This is a genomic window from Octadecabacter dasysiphoniae (assembly GCF_021532615.1).
Classification (GTDB): domain Bacteria; phylum Pseudomonadota; class Alphaproteobacteria; order Rhodobacterales; family Rhodobacteraceae; genus Octadecabacter; species Octadecabacter dasysiphoniae.
In genome coordinates, this window is sequence record NZ_JAKGAQ010000002.1 from 472,501 (window position 1) to 494,464 (window position 21,964).

Genomic DNA, 21,964 nt, shown 5'->3' on the forward strand with positions numbered 1-21,964 from the left:
AACAACATAAAAAAATGCCATGACACCGATGGCGCGGCGGAATTTCAAAAGGTTCAGGCCGAGGTATTTGCGGGCCGGAGTAATAGCGAGGCCGATGATCAAGAGTTGCAACGTGATCTCACCCATTTCGCGTTCGAGCGCGTTGATAGGTTCAACGCCCATGCCGCCCGTTTGGGCCAGCCAGAACAGATAAGGGATGGGCAGACTATATAGTATATAGACAAGCCACGTCGGAACCTTGCGCGCGAAGCTATTGATCGGGTCGACGAATTTGGACAATGCGGACATGGGCATGGCTTTCTGATGCGCCGCGTGTTGCGGCTGTTGACCCTACATTGCGGTTGCAGATTTCAAAAGAAAGAGGATGTCATCGTTCCCACGGTGAGTTGCAGATTGTTTCAATGCTTCCGGTGCATCATCCAAAGGCCCATCAGTAGCGCCACAAGCGAAACGGCGACGAAAGGCAACAAAACGCTGTCTCTATATAAGAGGCTGTCTCTATATAAGAGAGAGATAAGGCCGGTGGCACCGATGGACGTCAGCGCAACCGGCAAAAACCCTGTGAAGCAGCAGAGCAGGCCAAGTACGCTGCCCAAGCCGCCCAAGGTGGCAATAGTCCTGCCCATCAGTAATTTTCGCGCAGATCCATACCTTCGTACAACGACGCAACTTCTGGGTAGCCGTTGAACATCAGCGTGTCTTCGCGGCTGTTGAACAATCCTCCACCGATGACGCGATGGGATGCTTGTGACCAGCGCGGGTGATCGACCTGCGGGTTCACATTACTATAGAACCCGTATTCACGCGCATTGATCTTGTTCCACGTGGTGGGCGGTTGCTCGTTTGTCACCGTAATCTTCACAATGGATTTGATCGATTTGAACCCGTATTTCCACGGCACAACCAACCGGATTGGCGCGCCGGACTGATTGGCAAGTGGGCGATCATAGATGCCGGTGGCCATAATCGTCAAAGGATGCACCGCCTCGTCCAGGCGCAGACCTTCCACATAGGGAAATTCAATCACGTTCCGGCGCACGCCTGGCATGACGTCTGGCAGAACTGCGGTTTCGAACGCAACATGCGTGGCCCCGTCTTGGATACCTGCACGGTTCAGCAAATCAGCCAGTTCAAACCCGTTCCATGGAACAACCATCGCCCATGCTTCGACGCATCGGAAACGGTAAAGGCGTTCTTCCATGGTCATGCCATCAACAAGTTCGGCCAATGAAAACGTGCCCGGATTGTCGACCATACCATCAATCGTGATTTCCCATGGATCGGTTACCATATCGCCAGCGTTGTCTGACGGATCGGATTTGCCGGTGCCGAATTCATAGAAGTTATTGTAGGTCGTGATCTGTTCCCACGTGTTTGGTTCAAGCGCTTCTTGTGCCGCAACCGATCCAACCCCGCCAAGCGCGCCTGCACCCGCCATCCCTGCGAGGATCGCGCGGCGGTTCAGCCAAAGCGGTTCAGGTGTGACGTCTGCATGTGTAAATGTGTTCTTCCAGCGGTGGGCCATGGGTCTCTCCGAAGTTCAATTTCTTTGCTGTATATATAGTGCAACGTTCACAGGTCACTAAAAGTCGTGTCACATCTGCGCGGGGCGCCTGTAATGTTTGCGCGTGCCGCGAGCGTGGAGGGGGCCAGCCCCCGCCCGGTGGGCTCCCCCGGAATATTTATGAAGCTCAGACGCAGGTTAGGACGGATAAAGCGTTGAGAGCGGGATGCTCGTGCCGTCCGGCTGGACAATGCGAACGTGATCGCGGCGCATTTTTCGCGGCTCTGACACGCCGACAGAATGCGCGATTGTTTCTACCTCTTTAATGATGCCTTTGGCGTAGGCCGCGACCTTGTCGTATTTTTCGGACGGAACGAGGCCCTTTTGAAACCGTGGATCATGGGTCGTGATGCCAGTCGGACAGGTGTTCTTGTTGCATTTGAGGGCTTGGATGCAGCCAAGCGAAAACATGAACCCGCGCGCGGAGGTAATAAAATCAGCGCCGGCACACAATGCCCATGCGATATCGCCTGGGTTCACCAACTTGCCGGAGGCCACAATACGGATACGATCCTTTAGACCGCGTTCATTGCGCATCGCCGACACGCGCGGCAGGGCTTCGCGGATCGACACACCGACCAAATCCATCAATGGCATCGGGGCCGCGCCTGTACCGCCTTCGCCACCATCCAGTGTTATAAAGTCAGGGGCGGTGTCTGCGCCTCTCTCTACTATAGTATCAAAAAACTCGGCGAATGCCTTTTCGGACCCCATAACGGTTTTGATCCCCGTAGGCAGCCCCGTGACGCCGCGAACATGGACGATGAAATCGAGCAGATCATTCCAATCATCCACTTCGGCGTGCCGGTTCGGGCTGATGCCATCTTTCCCGCGCGGCAGACCGCGGATGTCTGCAATCTCAGCACTAATCTTGGCGGCCGGAAGGATGCCGCCCTTACCGGGCTTAGCCCCCTGCGCGAGTTTGATTTCGATCATCTTGACCTGATCGTGCGCGGCAACCTTGCGCAGTTCGTTGTCGTCCAGATTGCCATCCGCGTCCCGCACACCGTATTTGGCGGTGCCCATCTGAAACACCAAGTCGCACCCGCCTTCCAAGTGGTAGGGCGACAAACCACCCTCGCCCGTATTCATCCAAATTCCAGCCTTGGCGCACCCTTTGGATAAGGCCTGCACGGCTGGTTTGGAAATCGCGCCATAAGACATGCCACTTAGATTAAAGATAGACGGTGCCAGATACGGTGTGCGCGCGCCCTCCCCGATGATCAAAGGATCCGTACAAGCGAATTGGTTGTCTAGCGGTGGAAACGCCGCGTTGGTGAAAATCGGCGTGCCGGGGACAGACAGATTGCGGGTTGAACCGAATGCAATTGTGCTACCGCCCCCGCCCGCCGCATGTTTAACCCATTCCCGTTGCGCACGGTTGAAGGGCAATTCTTCGCGATCCATCGCAAAGAAATATTGGCGAAAGAATTCCCCCAAGCTGGAGAACACATAGCGAAACCGCCCCACCACAGGATAATTGCGGCGGATCGCATCATGGGTCTGCGTACGGTCAATCACAAACAGGATCACCAAAACCGCAATCACCACACCGAGCGAGATGATAAGAGCAAGTGCCAGCCCTTCGAAAACAGACATGCTTAGGCTGGAAAACATTGGCGCGACCCTTTGGTGAAGAAACAATCAGAGACCACACAATAGATTGGTACCCTTTCGGTCAACCGACTGTTGGTAAAAGCAAGTTTACCTTTCCCTTTCGTTAACCACTGCATAGCGTGTGTCAAAAGGCGGGCCAGATTCTGTCAAGAATGTGGCACCGTCGGCGCTGGGGAAGGCGCAACGGGGATTTGAGAGCATATTATTAGACGCGCCGCTTCGGTGCGTTGTTTTTGTTATTGGAGACTCTCATGTCTGTTGCTGATCTTAAGATTACCGAATTGCTATTTAACACTGGGCCCACAGGCTTTCAGTTTATCGAAGTCACCAACACGGGGGCGACTGCCGTTTCAAGTCAGGATTTCTTTGTCGGAAACGATGATTTTGGCCCGGCCTATTTCGAAGGCAACTTTGGCCCCGATATCCAGATTGCTGCTGGCGCGTCGATTGTTTTGGTTCCTGTTGTGCCTGATTTTTCAGAAGAGGTTTTCGAGCCCCCAGTTCCCGTTACCCAAGCCGAGTTTGAGGCGGTCTACGGCCCGCTACCGGCTGGCGCTGTTTTCCTAAGCTATCCGGCATTTTTGGCCCCGGTTGAGGGCAATTTGTTCACGGGCAACACGTCTTACACAATCGGTGGCAACGATGTCTTTGGCGACAGTGTGTTCATACCCGACGGTGGCACAGTGGGCCAAAGCGCGCAGATCGATTCCGCTGGCGTGATCACGTTCGGTACGCCAACACCGGGGGCGACCGGGCTTGTTGTTCCTGTCGGTCCAACATCCGGTGATGATGTTCTGTTTGGTGGCGATGCCCCTACGACGATTGACCTGATGGATGGTAACGACACTTGGACAGGCGTGGCCAGCACCGACGAATTCGTCGTTGGCATGTATATCGATAGCATTCTTGGCGGCAGCGGGGATGACTCCATCTTCGGCGGCCTTGGCAATGACTTGATCAACGCTGGTCGTGATAATGACCTCGTGGATGCGGGCGAAGGCAACGACAAGGTTTGGGCCGGTCAGGGCGATGATGAAGTTTACGGTGGCACAGGCGCAGATCGCTTGAACGGAAACTCCGGCGACGACGAAATCTATGGCGGCAACGGTGGCGACATCATTCGTGGCGGCAAAGGCGAAGATTACATCGAAGGTGGCGGCCAGTCAGACAAGATTTGGGGCGGTTCGCAGGCTGACGAAATCTATGGCGATACAGGGAACGACTATATCAATGGCGGTGCCGGTTTCGATTTGTTGTTTGGTGGTTCCGGCCACGACGATCTGTACGGCGGCACATTTGACGATGTGCTGTATGGCGGAACCGGATCGGACCGCCTAAATGGCGGATCGGGCGATGATGAATTGCACGGTGAGCGCAGCAATGACCGTTTGAACGGTAATTCCGGTGACGACAGCCTGTATGGCGGGTCGGGCAACGACAAGCTTTGGGGTGGTTCCGAAGACGACGTTCTGTTCGGCGGCAGCCAGTCGGACACGCTGAATGGCGGCACAGGCGAGGATATTCTTGTCGGTGGTTTGGGTAATGACATCCTGAACGGTGGCCAGGACGCAGATACCTTCGTATTCGCTGGCGTCACAAACTCGGACATCATTGAAGACTTCGAAACAGGTATCGATAAGATCGATTTCACAGCCTATGGGCCCGTGTCTGATCTGGATGCCGTGTCTATCGCCAGTCAGGTGGGCGACGACGTCGTGCTTGATCTGGGTGCGCAAGGCGACATTACCCTGAAAGACACCAATCTGGCCGATCTGTCCTTGGATGATTTCATCTATATTTCTGACGATATCTTCGTCGTTGGCTAACAAATACCTATGCAGCAGATGATCTAGGCCCGGCGTAGTCCGGGCCTTTTTCGTTTCAAACAGCGTCTTTTGATAAACCTGTTGTGACTTGAAAGTGAAATCCACGCGGGCTTAGTGCGCCCTGTCTTTGCGTCAAATGACACCGGCGGAAACCCCCTGTGAACCAAAACCGACAGGCCACGTATTCCTTTACGATACCAACAAGGTGTCGACTTACTGGAGGACTACACATGTTTCGTCGTACATTCATGGCCACAACGGCCGCACTCGCACTGACCGCAACATCTGCTTTCGCAGACGGTCATTCCAAGGACATCGTGGACACAGCTGTTGAGGCTGGCACATTCAACACCCTCGTCGCAGCCGTAGAAGCCGCCGGACTGGTGGAAACGCTGAAAGGCGAAGGGCCGTTCACAGTGTTCGCACCAACGGATGACGCATTTGCCGCATTGCCCGAAGGCACAGTCGAAGGCCTGCTCGCAGACCCAGAAGCACTGGCAGCCGTGCTGACTTATCATGTGGTCGCGGGCAAAGTGATGTCGGGCGATCTGTCTGATGGCATGATGGCCACGACTGTAAATGGCGCAGACGTCACGATCATGACCGAAGGTGGCGTAATGGTGAACGAAGCCAACGTGATTGCAGCCGACGTAGAAGCATCAAACGGCGTGATCCACGTGATTGACGCAGTGATTTTGCCACCAATGTAAACGGTGCAAACCATACTTTTGGCCCCGGCGCGTTCCCCCACGCGCCGGGGCTTTTCTTTTGCCGGATCACCGTGCAAATTCGTGCCATGAAAACAGCAATTATTACAGGCGCGGCGCGCGGGATCGGGTTGGCAACCACTGACATCCTTTTGGCAAACGGCTGGCAGGTCGCGATGGTAGATCGGGACGCGAAAGCCCTCGCCGACGCGCTAGAAACCCGCACAAATGTGCACGGCATTGATTGTGACGTGTCCGACGAAGGCTCGGTCAAAGGGATGATCGCCGAAACACTGCGCCACTTTGGTCAGATAGATGCGCTGGTGAACAACGCAGGCGTCGCAGATTTTTGCCCCATCGAAGAAACCGATTTCGTGCGCTGGAAAACGGTGATGGAAACAAACCTTGATGGGGTGTTTCTATGTACGCAGGCCGCGATCCCCGCGCTTAAGAAAACAAAGGGCGCGATCGTAAACATCGCCAGTATTTCCGGCTTGCGGGCCTCAACCTTACGCGTGGCATACGGCACATCCAAAGCAGCGGTCATTCAGCTAACGCTGCAACAGGCCGTCGAACTCGGCGAATATGGAATTCGCGCCAATACTGTTTGTCCTGGTCCGGTGCGCACAAAATTGGCAATGGCCGTGCACACGCAAGACATCATCGATGCCTACCATGACGCAATCCCGCTGAACCGCTACGGGTCAGAGGCCGAGATCGGCGAAGTCATTGCGTTTCTGATTTCGGAGAAGGCGAGCTTTGTAACAGGCCAGACCATCGCCGCAGACGGCGGGTTTGAAGCCACGGGCGTCGGGCTTCCGGCGTTGCGATCCTAATAGACGTGCATCATTTCTTTGATTAACGGCAGCACGGAGGCGGCGATGATCCCGACCCCTGCCCCCACGCCAAGACGTACAGGTAGGCCCGGAAATTTCGGGGCAACAACGCTAAGGCAGCCACAAACAACAGCGTAAAAAGCAATAGTAATCGGGTCCATGCGCAAAAGCGTAGCACACAGACCCGATTTTTGTCACCTTTAGTGAACGACAGCGTCCTCTGGGGGGCGACGGTTTGATTTGCTCACGCGGTCGCCAACCAGCAATCCATCCGCACCCGCTGAAACAGGCACGGTGTCGCCATCTTTCACATCCCCCGCCAGCAGCATCTCAGCGAGCGGGTTTTGCAACGCATGTTGGATTACCCGCTTTAATGGGCGTGCACCAAACACCGGATCATAGCCTTCATCAGCCAGCCATTTGCGCGCGTCATCATTAAGGGCGAGGTTGATCTTGCGCGACGCGAGCCGTTTTAGAAGACGCGCCATCTGGATAGTCACGATCCCGTCCATGTCGTCGCGCGCAAGGCGGTCAAAGATGACGGTTTCATCCAAACGGTTCAGGAATTCGGGGCGGAAGTGCGCGCGCACCGCATCCATCACATCGCGTTTGGCTTCGGATGCATCCGACCCTTCAGGCAACTGGCTAAGCGCTTGGCTTCCGAGGTTGGATGTCAGAATGATCAACGTCTGTTTGAAATCAACAGTGCGCCCTTGGCCATCCGTCAACACGCCATCATCCAAGACCTGCAACAGAACGTTAAACACATCCGGATGCGCCTTTTCGACTTCGTCAAACAGGATCACCTGATACGGCCGTCGCCGCACGGCTTCGGTCAGCACACCGCCTTCGTCATAACCGACGTATCCGGGGGGCGCCCCGATCAGACGCGCAACCGCATGCTTTTCCATGAATTCAGACATATCGATGCGCACCATCGCGCTGTCATCATCAAACAGATATTCGGCAAGCGCTTTGGTCAGTTCGGTCTTACCCACGCCGGTTGGTCCAAGAAACAAAAAGCTGCCCAAAGGCCGCCCTTCGTCGTTCAACCCGGCGCGGGCACGACGCACGGCATTGGCCACAGCCCGAACCGCGGCGTCCTGACCGATGACGCGCTGGTGCAGCCCGTCTTCCATACGCAGCAATTTTTCACGTTCGCCTTCCAGCATCTTTGCGACAGGCACGCCTGTCCAACGCTCAACCACGCTCGCAATCTGTTCAGGGCGCACGGCTTCTTCGACCATCAAATCACTGTCGTCCGCCTCCCCCAGCTGCTTTTCAAGCTCGGGGATAACGCCGTAAGACAATTCACCCGCCTTCGCGAGGTTGCCTTCACGCTTGGCAATATCCAATTCGGCACGCGCCCGATCAAGCCGCTCCTTGAGATCACGTGACCCCTCAAGCTTATCGCGTTCCGCCTGCCATTTGGCGGTCATCTCGGCTGATCTTTCTTGCAGATCAGCAAGTTCTTTTTCGCGCTTCTCAAGCCGATCCTTGGAGGCTTGATCGTCCTCCATGCGCAGGGCCTCTACCTCGATCTGGAGCTGTAGGACCTGGCGATCAAGCTGGTCCAGTTCTTCGGGTTTGCTGTCGACTTCCATGCGCAAGCGGCTCGCGGCCTCATCCACCAGATCGATGGCTTTATCCGGCAAGAAACGATCTGTGATATATCGGTGCGACAAGGTTGCGGCACTCACCAAGGCAGAATCCGAAATGCGTACGCCGTGGTGAAGTTCATATTTTTCTTTGATACCGCGCAGGATGCTTACCGTATCTTCGACAGTGGGTTCTTGCACGACAATCGGTTGGAAACGCCGCGCCAACGCCGCGTCTTTTTCCACGTATTTGCGGTATTCATCCAAGGTCGTCGCACCGATACAGTGCAATTCACCCCGTGCCAGCGCAGGTTTGATCAGGTTAGCAGCATCCATCGCGCCGTCACCCTTACCCGCACCCACAAGCGTGTGCATTTCGTCGATGAATAAAATGACTTCGCCCGCTGCTTCGCCCACTTCGTTAAGAACAGCCTTAAGGCGTTCTTCGAATTCACCACGGTACTTCGCACCCGCAATTAGCGCGCCCATGTCGAGGGACAGAAGCGATTTGTTGCGCAATGATTCCGGGACATCACCGTCGATAATCCGCAGCGCAAGACCCTCGGCGATTGCAGTTTTACCCACTCCGGGCTCACCGATCAGCACCGGGTTGTTCTTTGTGCGGCGCGACAACACCTGCATCGCGCGACGGATTTCTTCGTCGCGCCCAATAATCGGATCAATACGGCCTTCGCGGGCACGTGCAGTCAGATCCATCGCGTATTTCTTCAGCGCATCATAGCCTTCTTCGGCGCTGGCAGTGTCAGCGGTGCGGCCCTTGCGGATATCATTGATCGCGGAATTCAGCGCCTGCGCCGTCACCTTACCGGCATCCAAAGCATCCTTTGCTTTGGACTTGGTCATCGTCAGTGCCATCAAAATGCGTTCGACAGGCACAAAGCTATCGCCGGCCTTCTTGGCCAGCTTCTCGGCCTCGGCGAGAACCTTACCCGTCGTGCCATCCATATAGGTTTGCGCCGCATCGCCGGACACCTGGGGCAATTTCGCCAGTGCAATATCAACGTTCTGCAACACGCGCGCAGCATCACCACCCGCCGCATTGATCAGATTCGCCGCGAGGCCTTGATCATCGTCTAAAAGGGCCTTGAGAAGGTGTTCAGGCGCAAGCCGTTGGTGGCTTTCGCGCATTGCGATCGTCTGGGCGGCCTGAATGAAACCGCGCGACCGCTCTGTGAACTTTTCTAAGTTCATAGGTCTCTCCTTTATATAAGCGCCCCGGATTGAATGCTGCCCGCAATGCGGCACAGAGGTATGGGGCCTCGATTGACATATGGGGGGCGATTTCGGGCTGTTCAAGGTCGGTTGATGATTGCGGCGCTGGGGCATAGAACGGCCAAAATCAAAGGAGCCCGAAATGACTGATGACCGCCTGATTGTTGCCCTTGATGTGCCTGATGCAATCGCCGGACTGGCGATGGCCGAACAGATCGGGGATGCGGCATCGTTTTACAAAATCGGTTTGGGAATGTTGACCGGCGGAGGGCTTGCGCTGGCCAATGAACTCGCGGACGAACACGGCAAACGTATTTTCCTTGATATGAAACTGTTTGATATCGGCGCAACGATTGAATCCGCCGTGCGGGGGCTATCTCGGTTCGGGCATGATTTTTTGACTGTGCATGGCGATCCGCATGTCGTGCGCGCTGCGGCCCAAACCAAGGGTGAGATGAAAATCCTCGCCGTGACGATCCTGACGTCACTGGACCGCGCTGATTTGAATGCGGGCCTGATCAAATCGGGCGACATCACTGATTTGGTGCAAGAACGCGCAGGTCTGGCGCTATCCAACGGCGCTGACGGAGTGATTGCCTCCCCGCAAGAGGCCGCGCTGATCCGCGCCCTGCCAGAAGCCGAAGGAAAGCTGATTGTGACCCCGGGCGTACGCCCTGCGGGGGCCGATCTAGGTGATCAAAAACGGGTCACAACACCTGCAACAGCTATTGCAAACGGGGCAGATCACGTAGTTGTCGGACGTCCGATTTGGCAAAATTCCAACCCACGCGCCGCCGCACAGGCCATTGTGGCAGAACTCCGCTCACCTCAGGCGCAGACTCCGAACACTTGAAAATAAGGGCGTTGGCAGGAACACGCCCGCAATTATTACATTGAATCACAGGGTTGAGGGAAAACGTGTGTTTTCTTCCCCTTCAATGGCGCCAAAGTTATCCCCAAGTGTTGTGGAGGCAATCAGTGCCGCCACAACATCCACGTAAAAGGGGATACACGATGATTACGCTGAACGACATTCGCTACACTGGCCGCGGCTTTGAAGCTGCAGTTGTTTTGCCCACCCGCGATGGACCACTGCATTTTGATTGCCGCGTCGATGGGCCGTCATCGCTTGACCCTTTTCACGTAAAGCGTGCCCTGCTGGGCCATGCCGTGCGACAACGCACGCGCTAAGGAAGGACTGCAATCATGTCAGATATTTTGCTTGGAAACATTCGCTACAACCCCACGACTGGCGCCTACGAGGCCCGTGTGGATATTGACCGCAAAGGTCGCACATACCGGTATCCGTGTTCCATTCCGGGGACGCTGATGATGGATGAAAGTGCCGTGCGTCGTGGTCTGGCACTGCAGGCGATGAAGATGTCGCGCCGCGAAGGTGGACTGGCCTCAATTCGTTAGATTTTGAAGATATCTGTCACTGCCTCTGTCCGAATTGTCCCTCGGATAAGAAACTCCTCGTGAACAGATCGAACTGGCCCCGCCGTTTTCGTGCGGGGCCCTTTTTTATCAATCGTTGATGTCGCGATCCCAGATTTTAACCTGGCCCCGGCGGATGCCAAAGATTTGGCGCATCAGGACATACGCGATCAGCGACAGCACGGCAAATATCACCAACGTCCATGCAAGTGACAAGCCCGTGCCAATGCCAAGCCAGATCACGCTGCCCAAGAAGAACGCGCCGACCGCAAAGCCGAAGAAAATCCAACCCGGAATCAAAACCTCGGCGATGGCCAGCACAAGGGCCGCCACCATCCAGATCCACCATTCGTTAAACCAAGACATTATACGCGACCCTTAAGCATCTTGAACGCATCGCCAAAGCTTTCGATCAGGTTCGCAGGCAGGACAACGGTGTTGCTGCCAGCGGACGAGCTCATCGCGTTGACGGCCTCAACCTGTTTTAATGCAACTTGGTACTGCGCGGCCTCAAGACCGTTTTCAGCAATCGCGACGGCAACCACCTGCGTTGCGTAGGCTTCGGCGTCCGCAGATACACGACGCGCTTTGGCGGCTTGTTCGGCAGCATACAATTCAGCATCCGCCTGAAGTTCAACAGACCGCTTTTTACCTTCGGCCTCGGTTACTTGCGCACGACGCGCACGTTCCGCGTTCAACTGCTGAAGCATCGCTGCACGTGTCGCAGCATCCAGATTCACGTCCAGGATTTCAGCGCGTGTTACTTCGATACCCCAATCATCAACCTGCGCCGCAAGCTGGTCTTGGATCGCGAGGATCAAACCGGTGCGGTTCGCCTGCACTTGGTCCAGCTCCATCTTACCGATTTCAGAACGCACGATACCCGCAACAGTTGTGGAAATCGCGCCATCAACATCGCGGATACGGTAAACCGTCTTTTCAGGCTCAGTGATGCGGTAGAAAACGGATGTTTCAACCTGCACCAACACGTTATCCGATGTGATCGCATCCTGGCCCATGACGGGCAACTGACGTTCAAGGATCGAAATCTTGTGCGCAACGCGGTCAAGGAACGGGATGATAAAGTTGATGCCTGGTCCAAGTACCGCGCGCAGACGGCCAAACCGTTCAACGACATATTTCTCGGACTGCGGAACGATCCGCACACCAACCAGAATACAAATGATAATAAAGGCCGCCAACAAGATCAGGACGATGTTCCCGCCGATCAGGTTGGTGATGATGTTCTCGATGTCCATAAAATGGGTCCCTCAAATTTATTATGACGTGCCGTGTTTGCCAGTTTTATAGGCCATTTCGCGGCATTCTTCCACCAGCTAGATAGGGTCGCCACCCGTTCCCTGCAACCAGAGCGTCAGCCGATTCCGCAAGGCTGCGATCAGGTTTGGCAATTTCGCCACATTTGATGGGTGTTCTTGCCTCACATGCCTGCCCCCCTTATCTGTGGGGCCATGCCATCCCTTTGTCGCGCCTGTTTACACACATTCAATGACGGTGCCCGCTGCCCCGCGTGCCGCAGCCCCCGTGTGACGGCGCATGATGAGTTATTCGACCTGACGATCGCCCACATGGACTGCGATGCCTTTTACGCCAGCGTCGAAAAACGCGACAATCCAGATCTTGAGGGCAAGGCGGTGATCATCGGCGGGGGCCGCCGCGGAGTTGTATCCACCTGCTGTTACATTGCGCGCATTAAAGGCGTGCGATCGGCGATGCCAATGTTTCAAGCACTAAAGCTTTGCCCCGAAGCCGTCATCGTGCGCGGGCGGATGGATCGCTATGTCGAAGTGTCCCGCCAGGTACGCACCCTGATGGATGAACTGACGCCAACGGTTGAACCTTTGTCACTGGACGAAGCGTTTATGGACCTGTCCGGCACCGCCAAACTGCACGGTGCGCCGCCTGCGGTCATGCTTGCGCGGCTGACAAAGCGCATGCAGGACGAAATCGGGATCACGGGGTCCATCGGGCTAAGCCATAACAAATTCCTCGCTAAAGTGGCCTCTGATCTGGACAAGCCGCGTGGGTTCTCCGTGATCGGCGCGAAAGAAACGACAGAATTCCTACGCCCCAAACCCGTGAAACTGATCTGGGGGATCGGCCCTGTTGCCCAGCAATCGCTGGACGCGGCTGGCATACGGACGTTTGATGACCTTCTGCGTTGGGAAAAACGCGATTTGACAGATCGGTTTGGCGGAATGGGTGAACGGCTCTATTCTCTTGCGCGCGGGGAAGACGCACGCCGCATCAGCGCCCACACACCCGTAAAGGGTCTCAGCAACGAAACGACGTTTAACGATGACACCGCCGATACGGACATTCTGGATGGGCACATCTGGCGCATGGCGGAAAAAGTTTCGGCGCGGGCCAAGGCGAAAGACAAGGCCGGGCGTGTCGTAACGCTGAAACTAAAACGCGCAAACCACAAACTGCTGAGCAAACGGCAATCCTTGCACCAGCCCACCCAATTGGCCGACACGATTTATCGCTGCGCACGCGGGTTGTTCGATCAAGTCGGCGATCAGGGGCCCTATCGCCTGCTCGGCGTAGGCATTTCCGATTTGGTCCCCGCCGGGGATGCCGACCGTGAGGGCGATCTGCTTGACCCAAACGCAACCAAACGCGCCGAAGCCGAACGCGCCGCAGATGCGATCCGCGAAAAATTCGGGAAGGATGCAATATTGAAAGGGCGGGCGTTGCGGTAGTTACTCTGCCGCGACGCGCAGGTCGCTCGGTCTGCCTATGCCCGCGATTTCGGCCATGACACCGTCCAGTTTTGCCTTGAATGCCTTAAAGTTCGCATTTGGTTTTATCGTGGCTTCGTCCATGTAGATGGATCGATCAATTTCAACCTGCACCGCGTGATGGCGCCGCGACGGGCGGCCATATTGCTGGCAAATGTACGCGCCCGCAAACGGCATATTGCGCGCGACCTTGAAACCCGCAGCGCCAAAAGCGGCTTCGACTTGTTCAACAATCGATGACGCCGCAGATGCGCCGAACCGGTCACCTAACACCACATCAGGGCGCGTCGTGCCCGGTGGACCGACATGTTCCAACGCTTCGTGCGGCATGGAATGGCAATCAATCAGGATCGCTTCGCCGAATGTGCGGTGCGCCTCGTCCATCAGGGATTGCAATGTGTCGTGATAGGGCCGCCAGACGGTTTTGATCCGTTGGTGGGCCTCGGTCAGGGTCAGCTTACCGTCATAAATCGACCGACCACCGGATACCACACGGGGAATGACCCCAAGCCCACTCGCGATTCGCGGATTGTGGGCAACACGGCGCACACCATCAATCACGGCAGGATCAAATTCATCGGGGCCACGATTAAGATCAAGATAGGCACGTGGGGCTTGGGCCAACAAAAGCGGCGCACCATGATCAACGGCCCCGCCAAACAAATCATCGACGAAAGCATCTTCGGACGACCGGATATCTTTTTCATTCAAAACGGCGCGGCGCAAAAATGACGCAGGGTACTTGCGGCCCGAATGGGGCGATGCGAACACAACTGATGTGGTGCGGGCCACCGGGCGGCGCAGCAGGTAGGATAATTCAGTGTTAACGTTGCTCATTCGTGCCCCTTCGTGACCAGACTGTAGCGCATTTCGCGCAAATACCAAAAGCCCTTGATCCCTATCCCGACTCTTTATATAGACCGCGCAACCGACGCGCGCTTGCGCGTCCCTTTTCGTTTTAGAACACGGTTCTATTCGGTTTGGGAGGCAAGTGTGTTAAGGGTATGGATGATTAGCTCAGCGGTAGAGCACTTCGTTGACATCGAAGGGGTCACTGGTTCGATCCCAGTATCGTCCACCATTACTTTGCACCTTTGGTGCGGACATGAATTTAGCCGCGCTGGCAACAGCGCATGAACGAAACAAAGGCGCATCAGACGCGCCGCGAGACAAAGGATAGAACACATGAAAGTTCGCAACTCCCTCCGGTCGCTGAAAAACCGCCACCGCGATTGCCGCGTCGTGCGCCGTAAAGGCCGGGTCTACGTTATCAACAAGACCCAGCGTCGTTTCAAAGCCCGTCAGGGCTAAACGAGACCGCAGTAATTTGAGAAAGCCGCGCCCAGAAATGGGACGCGGCTTTTTCTTTGTTCCGTGTCTTGTTTTAGAAAAAACCCTTCTTTCAGACCGCACATTCGCGTTAATGCGAAATGGCCTGACCAAAAGAATACTCAGACGATCAGCACAGGGTTCGCCATCCGCACTTGCGATTGATCGCGGGCCTGACGGTGTACGGTGCAACGCAATTGTGCCGGGTCAGGTATCCCTGACCTTCGGGCGCAAAGCGCACCTGCCCCCTAGCCTCGCCGTGATTGCCCCCTTACGCTGGGACAAATCATAACCGAAGAAAGGGTTTTCAATGATCAAACCAATTTCAACGGCACTGGCCACGTCGCTTTTCGCGCTGGCTGCACTGCCGGCCGCCGCCCAAGACGCCAATTTATGTGGCGGCGCAGGTGCGAACGGGCAGTGGCTTGGTGGGGACGAAGCCTCATCCGATATCTCAACCACGGACAGCTACATTGAACAGATGGCGTTGGTCTTGTTGCGCAATGAATACGTCGGGTTGTTCACGGTTTCACAAGATGGCGATTACCGGATCGAAGCCCAAGGGCGTGGGGGCGGCGATACTGTTCTGGATGTGCGCGACGCCAGCGGCGAAATCGTCGCATCCGATGATGACAGCGGCGGCGATGCGGCCAGCCGTGCTGAAACTTACCTCACCGCAGGCACCTATTGCGCGTCTATGCGCAGCTTTGACGGGTCCCCGCTGACGGCATTTGTGCGCGCCGCACGGATCGATCAGGAACCACTAACGGCTGGTTTCGCCGCACCAAGTGGTGGGGGCGACGGCGAATGCGACCTCAGCACCGCGCAACCTTTGGTCCTTGGGCAACCTGTTTCAAACCCGTGGTCCACCCAGAATGTCTATAGCCTGCGGATCGACACACCCATGGCCGTGTCGCTGACAGCAGAAAACGAGACAGCAGACCCGATCCTGACGTTGTTTGACCCGTCGGGCAATTGGCTCGCCGAGAACGACGATTTTGATGGGCTCAACAGCCGCATCGACATGGCAAACCCTTTGCCTGCCGGTGAATACTGCGTCGCAGTTGATCTATATGGTGACGAAAGCGTGCCGATCACGGTGACGGCAAAGGAATACGACGCTGCTGAAATTCAGCGCAATCTATACGCGCGCGGCGACGCAAGCCCACCACTGGACGGGACGTATCCTGTTGAACCACTGGGGGAGCTGGCAACACGCCTGCGCCAGGACGTAAACGTCAATGGTGATGCGACGTGGTATTCATTCGAGGTTTACGAGGGTGGTCTGGTCTTGGTCGAGGCAATCGCGCAAGGCCAAGGCGACCCCGTATTGGTCATGTACGACGATCTTGGCCGACAGGTCGGATACAATGATGACTATGACGGAAGCCTGAATTCATTGCTGACAGTGCGGGTGCAACCGGGCACTTATCTGGTGGCCGTGCGTCAGTTGGACAACGGCACGACAGGTTTTGTGCGGATGCTGTTTGAACGCTACGTTCCCGCCCGCCCATAAGCGGATTGAAACGACACGAACCCCGTCCCAACCATGCGTTGGGGCGGGGTTTTGTTTTTGATCAGCGCCCCGGAACAGTGATTGAGATTGATCCCGTCATCAGCCCAACAGCCGTTGCACGGTCCACATATCCCGTAGCTGTCAGACCCTCAGCCTCTTGGTAGGCGACGATGGCGTTGCGGGTATTTCCGTCAATGACACCGTCCAAGCGGCCGGGGTTATAGCCCAGATCGCGAAGACGCAGTTCCAACAATTGCGCCCGCACGCCTGACAGGCGCAAATTGGATTCTTCGCCGCGTGATTGTGCGACCTGCGCGTCAGAAATGCGCGGTTCGCTCAGCGCTGTGATCTGCGCCAGCGCCTGCCCCGAAAAGACGCCAGACGGATAGGCCGCAAGATATTCTTGATATCCTGCGATGTCGTCTTGGCTGTCGGCAATTGACCATGCGGCGCGGTCGGCTGCCTCTGCGGCGCCGCGACGGCGGTCTTCGATCTCGGCCAAACGGGCCTTGGCGATGTTGGCAAACAGACCGTCAGGATAACGCGCAAGGTACGCCCGGAACCCCGGTTCATCGCCGACCCCGCCAGTTTCACCCCAATAACTGCGATCAAGCGCTTCGGCTTGGGCACGCTCGCGGGCTTCCTCTGCTTCAATCTCGGCTTGTCGGCGGGACGCTTGTGCATCCAGCAGATTAATTTGATCGCGCGACAAATAGGATGTCTGCGGAAACCCGTTTGATTGCTGCCAATTGGTAATCGCACCGCGCGACCCGGGGCCAAAAATCCCGTCCACGCCACGTGTATTGTAATTCAGCAGCGTCAGTTGCGATTGAACCGTGCGGCGTGCATTGCGATCCAGCCCCAAGGCTTCTTCGACCAACCGCGCAGCGCGGTTCGGTTCTGCCAAGATCGCCTCAATCTGTTGTTCGGCGTCATCCACGAACCGACCTGTCGGATAGCGCGCAACGTAATTGCGGTACGCCACGACAGTGTCAGCGGCGGTCGTGCGATCCCACAACGCGGCCTCTGCGTTCAGATCAGCCTCTGTCGGGCCAGTCGGCGTTGGGTCCGGGGTTTCAACAATCACTTCGCCGGGCATCAAGGCCCAATTGGCTGGCAGGTATCCATCAACAAACAAGGATGGATTTGACAACAGCCGCCGACCGATCACCGCCTCCGGTTCGGTCAATTCACGCGATAATACAGTAGATGCCATTTGCGGTGTCGTTCGGATCACGGTGACACCTTGGGGAATGTCCAACGCACCGATACCAGACGACAACGCGCTGTCGTCCATATCCAGATCATCAGGATCAGCCGCACCCAACAGCAAAACAGCCTGACCGGGGCGCGCGCCAAGCACCGCCAAAAGGCTATCAATCGCAAGGCCCGCGTCATCCACAGAAAACAAATCCGGTTCAGATGCTTCGGCCGTCAAAAGCCATGTGCGCGTGCCGTCTGTTACGAAATGGCCGGACAGGGCCACAACCAACCGGTCCGCATCGCCGACACTTTGCTGAAACGCCGACGCAAGGTCCTTGGCGGCTGCGACGCGGCTATTGGCGCGGCTGAACACATCAAACCCCAGCGCGTCAAAGCGATCAGTGGCACCAAGCAAATCATCGGCACGGTTCACCCGATCAAGCTGTTCATACCGCTCCATCCCAAGAATAAGGGCGGCATCCTGCGCCCAAACGGGCAGCGGCAACATCAGGGCGGTGGTCAGTAAAAGCGAACGCATGGTGGGTCCTTTCGATTGGATCTGCATACATTTGGCCCGCATTCAGATCCGATATACAATAACACCGCGACGTATCGCGGTATTGCGGTTGCAGCCCATCTTCGTCATCCCTGTCCCACACGCAAGACACCGGATGTTTCAATGAACTACACAGACGATTTTTCGCCGGATGCGCTCGACCCGCGAATCACGGTTCACGAAGGCGCCCAAATTGTTGAAATCGACTTTACCGGCCTGTATTTCCACACCAGCGCCGATGTGAACGCCTTTTATGACCGGGTTGAGGCGCGGATCTACGAAACAGGTGAAGCGCAGTGGTTCTTTATGGTGAACACGCAAGACTACCGCGTCGATGGGGACGCATGGTTTGCCTTCACGCGGCGCGGGTTGGATTTGAACGAAGGCCACGGAATGAAAACCGTGCGCTACGACGCCGACCCGATGACGGTGAAACAAATCGCAAAGGCGAAGGGAACCGACCGTGCGAACCCGAACCTGTTTGGATCACGCGAGGAGGCATTGGAATTCCTCAAATCACTACCCTCCAAACGGCGCGAACGCACCGCGCACCACCCCAATTTCCACAAAGCCGAATTCCTGCGCCGTCTGGCGTTTGACGAAGACACAGGCATCCTTGAAATTGATCTCTCCGGCATGAGCCTTGAACATTCGCGCGACGTCAACGACGTCCACAACTGGACCGAAGAAGCGATCCGCGCGACGCGGCATAAATGGTGGGTCATCTTCAATTACGAAGGCACGCGCATCCAGTCGCGGGCTTGGGTGCAGTTTTCACTGCGATCCGATGCGTTCAACGCAGAATATTCCATGGGGTCCGTCCGCTACGCGATGGGATCAGAAACCGAGGCTGACAAACGCCTGCGTTATGAGGCCAAAACAACCCGCCCCAACATCCGCAACACCCGCACAGAAGCGTTGGCACGGCTTGAGGAGTTGCGCGCAGAATACGCCGCGAACCATTAGGCCAGACAGGGTTGTACGATTGGGCCGCACACCTATGCTGATAGCGGCAGATATGCCCCAACAGTTAGGACCCGACATGCTGATCTGGCTTCGCAGCGAATCCCGCGACAATGAATCCCGCACGCCCTTAACACCGGACGGGGCCGCACAGCTGATCGCCAAAGGCTGGCGCGTCGTTGTTGAAGGGGATGATCACCGCTGCATCCCAACCACTGACTATGCCTCAGTAGGGTGCGAAATCACGCGCGCCGGATCATGGGTGGGCGCCCCGAAAGGTGCGATCATTCTAGGGCTCAAAGAACTCCCCGATGATGGAACCGATCTTATCCACCGCCACATCATGTTCGGGCATGCGTTTAAGGCGCAATTGTCCGGTCGCGTCTTGCTAGATCGGTTCAAATCAGGCGGTGGAACGCTGCTTGATCTGGAATATCTGGTTGATGAAACAGGCCGCCGGGTGGCCGCGTTTGGGTTTTGGGCAGGCTATGCTGGCGCTGCTTTATCTGTGATGGCGTGGGGCCGTCAGCAAAGGGGCGCGACGTTGGGTGCGGTGGACATGTTCACATCGGCCCAAGTGATGGCCGACGCGGCAAAGGCCGAATTGGGCGCCCCCCCCAGCGCATTGATCATCGGTGCTTTGGGTCGCGTGGGCAGCGGGGCCGCCGCCCTGTGCAAAGCCGTCGGAATTGAACCCACAGGCTGGGACATCGCCGAGACCGCCCACGGCGGACCATTCCCCGAAATCCTGACGCATGACATTTTATTGAATTGCATCCTCGCCCACGAAGGCGCGCCTGTGTTTGTCCACGCGGATGCAGGCAGCACGGATCGCAAACTGTCTGTGATCGGCGATATTGCCTGTGATCCCGACAGCGATTATTCCCCCATCAAGGTCTATGATCGTGCAACGACTTGGGATGCGCCGACTTTGCGGGCCCACGACGACCCGCCGCTTGATGTTATGGCGATTGATAATCTGCCCTCGTTACTACCCTCCGAAAGCACCGAGGATTTCGCAGCGCAGTTGTTGCCACATCTGTTGATGCTCGATCAGATCGACAAAAGTGTCTGGGGCCGCGCAACGCAGACCTTCAACAACCACGTCTAATACAGGTCGTTCTCTTCGGATCGCGCTGACACGCCCAGCGCGTCCAGTCCGTTTTCAAGGTGGTCTGGCAAAAGCGGCGACCCCGCGAGGTAATCTTCGGTAGGCGTTGTTGCCTCATCCAAGGCCGTATTATGGGCCTCGTCAAAATCTGCCGCATCAAAGCTATCGCGCCCGATCCACATGATAGCCACAAGATCAGCTTGTTCGCCTTGCGTCAGATTAGACACGAAGCCGTCAAACTCGGCCCGCCTGTGGGGCAGGTCGCGGGCGAGGATGATGACTTCCGCCACTTTATCAGTTGTAATTTTCATGACGTTCTCCCGTGCAATGACGACAGGGTGCCAAATTTCGCAGGGCTGCGCCTTGATCTAGGACAAACGGATTACTTGCCGAAAATCCGGTAGTACAGCCAATCAGGAAGAAACTGGGATGCACGAAATACCAACGAAAACGCGGTCGGAAAACTGCGTTTGAAGCGTCCCGAATTCATATGGTCAAACATCACTTGCCCGGCCTGCGCAGGTTCCATGATGAACGGCATGTTGAAATCGTTTTTATCAGTCAGTCGCGTTTTGATGAACCCTGGGTTGGCGACCTGAACATCGACGCCCGTTTTGCGCAGGTCCGCATACATACATTCCGCAAGCGACATCGTGCCCGCCTTGGACGCCGTGTACCCGATCGACCCCGGCAAACCGCGAAAACCGGTCAACGATGATGTAATCACGATATGCCCATCGTCCTTAGCCACCATCGCAGGCACCACCTGCCCCAAAACACGAACAAAACCCGTGAAATTGATATCAACCATGGCGGTGGCCTTTTCGGCGTCCCACTCATCCGCCCCGAACGGCCAATAGACGCCTGCCAACAGCACAACACCGTCAACATCGCCCACGGCCTCTGCTGCCGCTTTGACGCTGTCATCATCGCTGATGTCGATGGTCTGATAGGATGCCTTGCCGTGCATGTCTTTCACGGCCTCGGCCAACGTATCCTCAGAACGCGCGGACAGGATGACTTCGGCACCTTGACGGCTGATGATTTCCGCCAGCGCCTTGCCCAACCCTTCACTGGCCCCGATCAGCCAGTACCGTTTTCCCTGCCAGTCGCGCATTACTTTATTCTCCGGGTTGCATGGATGATGCATTTTTTGGGCGCATCGTTGCGACCAATTCCGCCACCTTGATCCCGAATTTGCGGAACTGGCTGCGGTTCATCACATTGCCATTGGGCGTCATATACATCCAATCGTTGACCTTCAGAACATGCCCGCCGGCTTCGTCCGTCAGCTTGATGTCGTAATTCAGCTGCACCGCAGATCCATGCTGTTGGCCTGTGCCAACGCCAACCAGATCGGGCGCTTCGGCCTTCATTGATCCATCATTGCCCAGTGTGAATTTCCATTCGCGGTGTTGGACATTGCCGCTGTCGTACCGGAATTCTTCACGCACGGTACCGATGTTGCCGTCCCAGCTCGCGATGAAATCCGCCTCGAACCGCGATGTGACCCGCCCTGTGGGGCCGTAGATCACGCCTTCGCATTCAATGGGGCCATTGAACACGTCCCGCATGTTGAACTGCGGCCCGTCTGAATAATCAGCAGGTGCCTGCGCCATAAAAGACGCGTATCGGCCGCGCAGGATCAAAAGGGCGGCAACCGCAGCGGCCCCCAGCAGGAATAGGATCGTGGACGTCATCGG

Annotated in this window: 23 protein-coding genes and 1 tRNA gene (1 of these 24 cut by a window edge); 12 read left to right on the top strand and 12 right to left on the bottom strand. The window is 56.3% G+C overall.

All coding sequences use genetic code 11. The annotated features are described in order from the left end of the window. The 3 genes from msrQ to L0664_RS09240 all read right to left on the bottom strand — a co-directional run. On the bottom strand, positions 1-294 hold the 5' portion of the coding sequence (msrQ, locus tag L0664_RS09230; protein WP_235225446.1) for a protein-methionine-sulfoxide reductase heme-binding subunit MsrQ. 348 nt of this gene lie to the left of the window's left edge; the window shows 294 of its 642 coding nt (coding positions 1-294); the start codon lies at positions 292-294; the stop codon falls past the left edge of the window. Positions 295-625: 331 nt separating this feature from the next. Further along, positions 626-1,525: a protein-methionine-sulfoxide reductase catalytic subunit MsrP gene (msrP, locus tag L0664_RS09235; RefSeq protein ID WP_235225449.1), complete on the bottom strand. Its 900-nt coding sequence runs from the start codon at positions 1,523-1,525 to the stop codon at positions 626-628. 177 nt (positions 1,526-1,702) lie between these two features. Next, positions 1,703-3,181, bottom strand: coding sequence for an FMN-binding glutamate synthase family protein (locus L0664_RS09240; protein WP_235225451.1), 1,479 nt, complete (start codon positions 3,179-3,181; stop codon positions 1,703-1,705). A gap of 251 nt (positions 3,182-3,432) precedes the next feature. Here L0664_RS09240 and L0664_RS09245 point away from each other — a divergent pair, with 251 nt between their 5' ends. The 3 genes from L0664_RS09245 to L0664_RS09255 all read left to right on the top strand — a co-directional run bounded on the left by L0664_RS09245 (position 3,433) and on the right by L0664_RS09255 (position 6,550). Further along, positions 3,433-5,007 carry a hypothetical protein gene (locus L0664_RS09245; protein WP_235225453.1) on the top strand — a complete coding sequence of 525 codons (1,575 nt, stop codon included), beginning with the start codon at positions 3,433-3,435 and terminating at the stop codon, positions 5,005-5,007. A gap of 230 nt (positions 5,008-5,237) precedes the next feature. Then, positions 5,238-5,717, top strand: a complete 480-nt coding sequence (locus tag L0664_RS09250; RefSeq protein WP_235225457.1) for a fasciclin domain-containing protein — start codon at positions 5,238-5,240, stop codon at positions 5,715-5,717. A gap of 86 nt (positions 5,718-5,803) precedes the next feature. After that, positions 5,804-6,550, top strand: coding sequence for an SDR family NAD(P)-dependent oxidoreductase (locus L0664_RS09255; protein ID WP_235225460.1), 747 nt, complete (start codon positions 5,804-5,806; stop codon positions 6,548-6,550). Here L0664_RS09255 and L0664_RS09260 read toward each other — a convergent pair. Beyond that, complete coding sequence (locus tag L0664_RS09260; protein ID WP_235225461.1) at positions 6,547-6,711, bottom strand: hypothetical protein; 165 nt, start codon at positions 6,709-6,711, stop codon at positions 6,547-6,549. The genes L0664_RS09255 and L0664_RS09260 overlap by 4 nt on opposite strands. 39 nt (positions 6,712-6,750) lie before the next feature. Beyond that, the gene (gene clpB, locus L0664_RS09265; protein ID WP_235225464.1) at positions 6,751-9,360 is read right to left on the bottom strand and encodes an ATP-dependent chaperone ClpB; all 2,610 of its coding nucleotides are present in this window, start codon (positions 9,358-9,360) and stop codon (positions 6,751-6,753) included. Between the two features lie 163 nt (positions 9,361-9,523). On the opposite strand from clpB, the gene pyrF reads away from it, so the two are divergent. The 3 genes from pyrF to L0664_RS09280 all read left to right on the top strand — a co-directional run bounded on the left by pyrF (position 9,524) and on the right by L0664_RS09280 (position 10,800). Then, positions 9,524-10,234, top strand: a complete 711-nt coding sequence (gene pyrF / locus L0664_RS09270; protein ID WP_235225466.1) for an orotidine-5'-phosphate decarboxylase — start codon at positions 9,524-9,526, stop codon at positions 10,232-10,234. Positions 10,235-10,395: 161 nt separating this feature from the next. Further along, the gene (locus L0664_RS09275) at positions 10,396-10,572 is read left to right on the top strand and encodes a hypothetical protein (RefSeq protein WP_235225467.1); all 177 of its coding nucleotides are present in this window, start codon (positions 10,396-10,398) and stop codon (positions 10,570-10,572) included. A gap of 15 nt (positions 10,573-10,587) precedes the next feature. Next, the gene (locus L0664_RS09280) at positions 10,588-10,800 is read left to right on the top strand and encodes an orotidine 5'-phosphate decarboxylase (protein WP_235225468.1); all 213 of its coding nucleotides are present in this window, start codon (positions 10,588-10,590) and stop codon (positions 10,798-10,800) included. A gap of 108 nt (positions 10,801-10,908) precedes the next feature. Here L0664_RS09280 and L0664_RS09285 read toward each other — a convergent pair whose 3' ends face one another. Together L0664_RS09285 and L0664_RS09290 are read right to left on the bottom strand one after the other, a co-directional pair. Further along, positions 10,909-11,184, bottom strand: a complete 276-nt coding sequence (locus L0664_RS09285; protein ID WP_235225469.1) for an NfeD family protein — start codon at positions 11,182-11,184, stop codon at positions 10,909-10,911. After that, positions 11,184-12,077, bottom strand: coding sequence for an SPFH domain-containing protein (locus L0664_RS09290; RefSeq protein ID WP_235225471.1), 894 nt, complete (start codon positions 12,075-12,077; stop codon positions 11,184-11,186). Before L0664_RS09290 ends, L0664_RS09285 begins: the two co-directional genes overlap by 1 nt. 213 nt (positions 12,078-12,290) lie before the next feature. Here L0664_RS09290 and L0664_RS09295 point away from each other — a divergent pair, with 213 nt between their 5' ends. Then, positions 12,291-13,544 (top strand): DNA polymerase IV, encoded by a 1,254-nt coding sequence (locus tag L0664_RS09295; RefSeq protein ID WP_235225473.1) that lies wholly within the window; start codon positions 12,291-12,293, stop codon positions 13,542-13,544. Here the strand turns inward: L0664_RS09295 and L0664_RS09300 are convergent, their stop codons facing one another. Next, on the bottom strand, positions 13,545-14,420 hold the full coding sequence (locus L0664_RS09300; protein ID WP_235225475.1) for an N-formylglutamate amidohydrolase: 876 nt from the start codon (positions 14,418-14,420) through the stop codon (positions 13,545-13,547). A 169-nt stretch (positions 14,421-14,589) separates the two neighbouring features. Here L0664_RS09300 and L0664_RS09305 point away from each other — a divergent pair. The 3 genes from L0664_RS09305 (at position 14,590) to L0664_RS09315 (ending at position 16,428) form a co-directional block, all read left to right on the top strand. After that, a tRNA-Val gene (locus L0664_RS09305) sits at positions 14,590-14,664 on the top strand. A gap of 104 nt (positions 14,665-14,768) precedes the next feature. Then, positions 14,769-14,894 carry a type B 50S ribosomal protein L36 gene (gene ykgO, locus L0664_RS09310; RefSeq protein ID WP_005850168.1) on the top strand — a complete coding sequence of 42 codons (126 nt, stop codon included), beginning with the start codon at positions 14,769-14,771 and terminating at the stop codon, positions 14,892-14,894. Positions 14,895-15,222: 328 nt separating this feature from the next. Continuing rightward, positions 15,223-16,428, top strand: coding sequence for an ABC transporter substrate-binding protein (locus L0664_RS09315; RefSeq protein ID WP_235225477.1), 1,206 nt, complete (start codon positions 15,223-15,225; stop codon positions 16,426-16,428). Between the two features lie 61 nt (positions 16,429-16,489). Here L0664_RS09315 and L0664_RS09320 read toward each other — a convergent pair whose 3' ends face one another. Then, positions 16,490-18,169 carry a peptidoglycan-binding domain-containing protein gene (locus L0664_RS09320; protein WP_235225480.1) on the bottom strand — a complete coding sequence of 560 codons (1,680 nt, stop codon included), beginning with the start codon at positions 18,167-18,169 and terminating at the stop codon, positions 16,490-16,492. Between the two features lie 141 nt (positions 18,170-18,310). Here L0664_RS09320 and L0664_RS09325 point away from each other — a divergent pair, with 141 nt between their 5' ends. Next, positions 18,311-19,153, top strand: a complete 843-nt coding sequence (locus L0664_RS09325) for a hypothetical protein (RefSeq protein ID WP_235225482.1) — start codon at positions 18,311-18,313, stop codon at positions 19,151-19,153. Between the two features lie 76 nt (positions 19,154-19,229). Further along, the gene (locus L0664_RS09330; RefSeq protein ID WP_235225484.1) at positions 19,230-20,261 is read left to right on the top strand and encodes a saccharopine dehydrogenase; all 1,032 of its coding nucleotides are present in this window, start codon (positions 19,230-19,232) and stop codon (positions 20,259-20,261) included. Here L0664_RS09330 and L0664_RS09335 read toward each other — a convergent pair. The 3 genes from L0664_RS09335 to L0664_RS09345 all read right to left on the bottom strand — a co-directional run bounded on the left by L0664_RS09335 (position 20,258) and on the right by L0664_RS09345 (position 21,961). Further along, positions 20,258-20,572, bottom strand: a complete 315-nt coding sequence (locus L0664_RS09335) for a DUF3775 domain-containing protein (RefSeq protein WP_235225487.1) — start codon at positions 20,570-20,572, stop codon at positions 20,258-20,260. The genes L0664_RS09330 and L0664_RS09335 overlap by 4 nt on opposite strands. Positions 20,573-20,643: 71 nt before the next feature. Then, positions 20,644-21,378, bottom strand: coding sequence for an SDR family NAD(P)-dependent oxidoreductase (locus L0664_RS09340; protein ID WP_235225491.1), 735 nt, complete (start codon positions 21,376-21,378; stop codon positions 20,644-20,646). 4 nt (positions 21,379-21,382) lie between these two features. Next, complete coding sequence (locus L0664_RS09345) at positions 21,383-21,961, bottom strand: DUF3833 family protein (protein WP_235225493.1); 579 nt, start codon at positions 21,959-21,961, stop codon at positions 21,383-21,385. Positions 21,962-21,964: the final 3 nt, after the last annotated feature.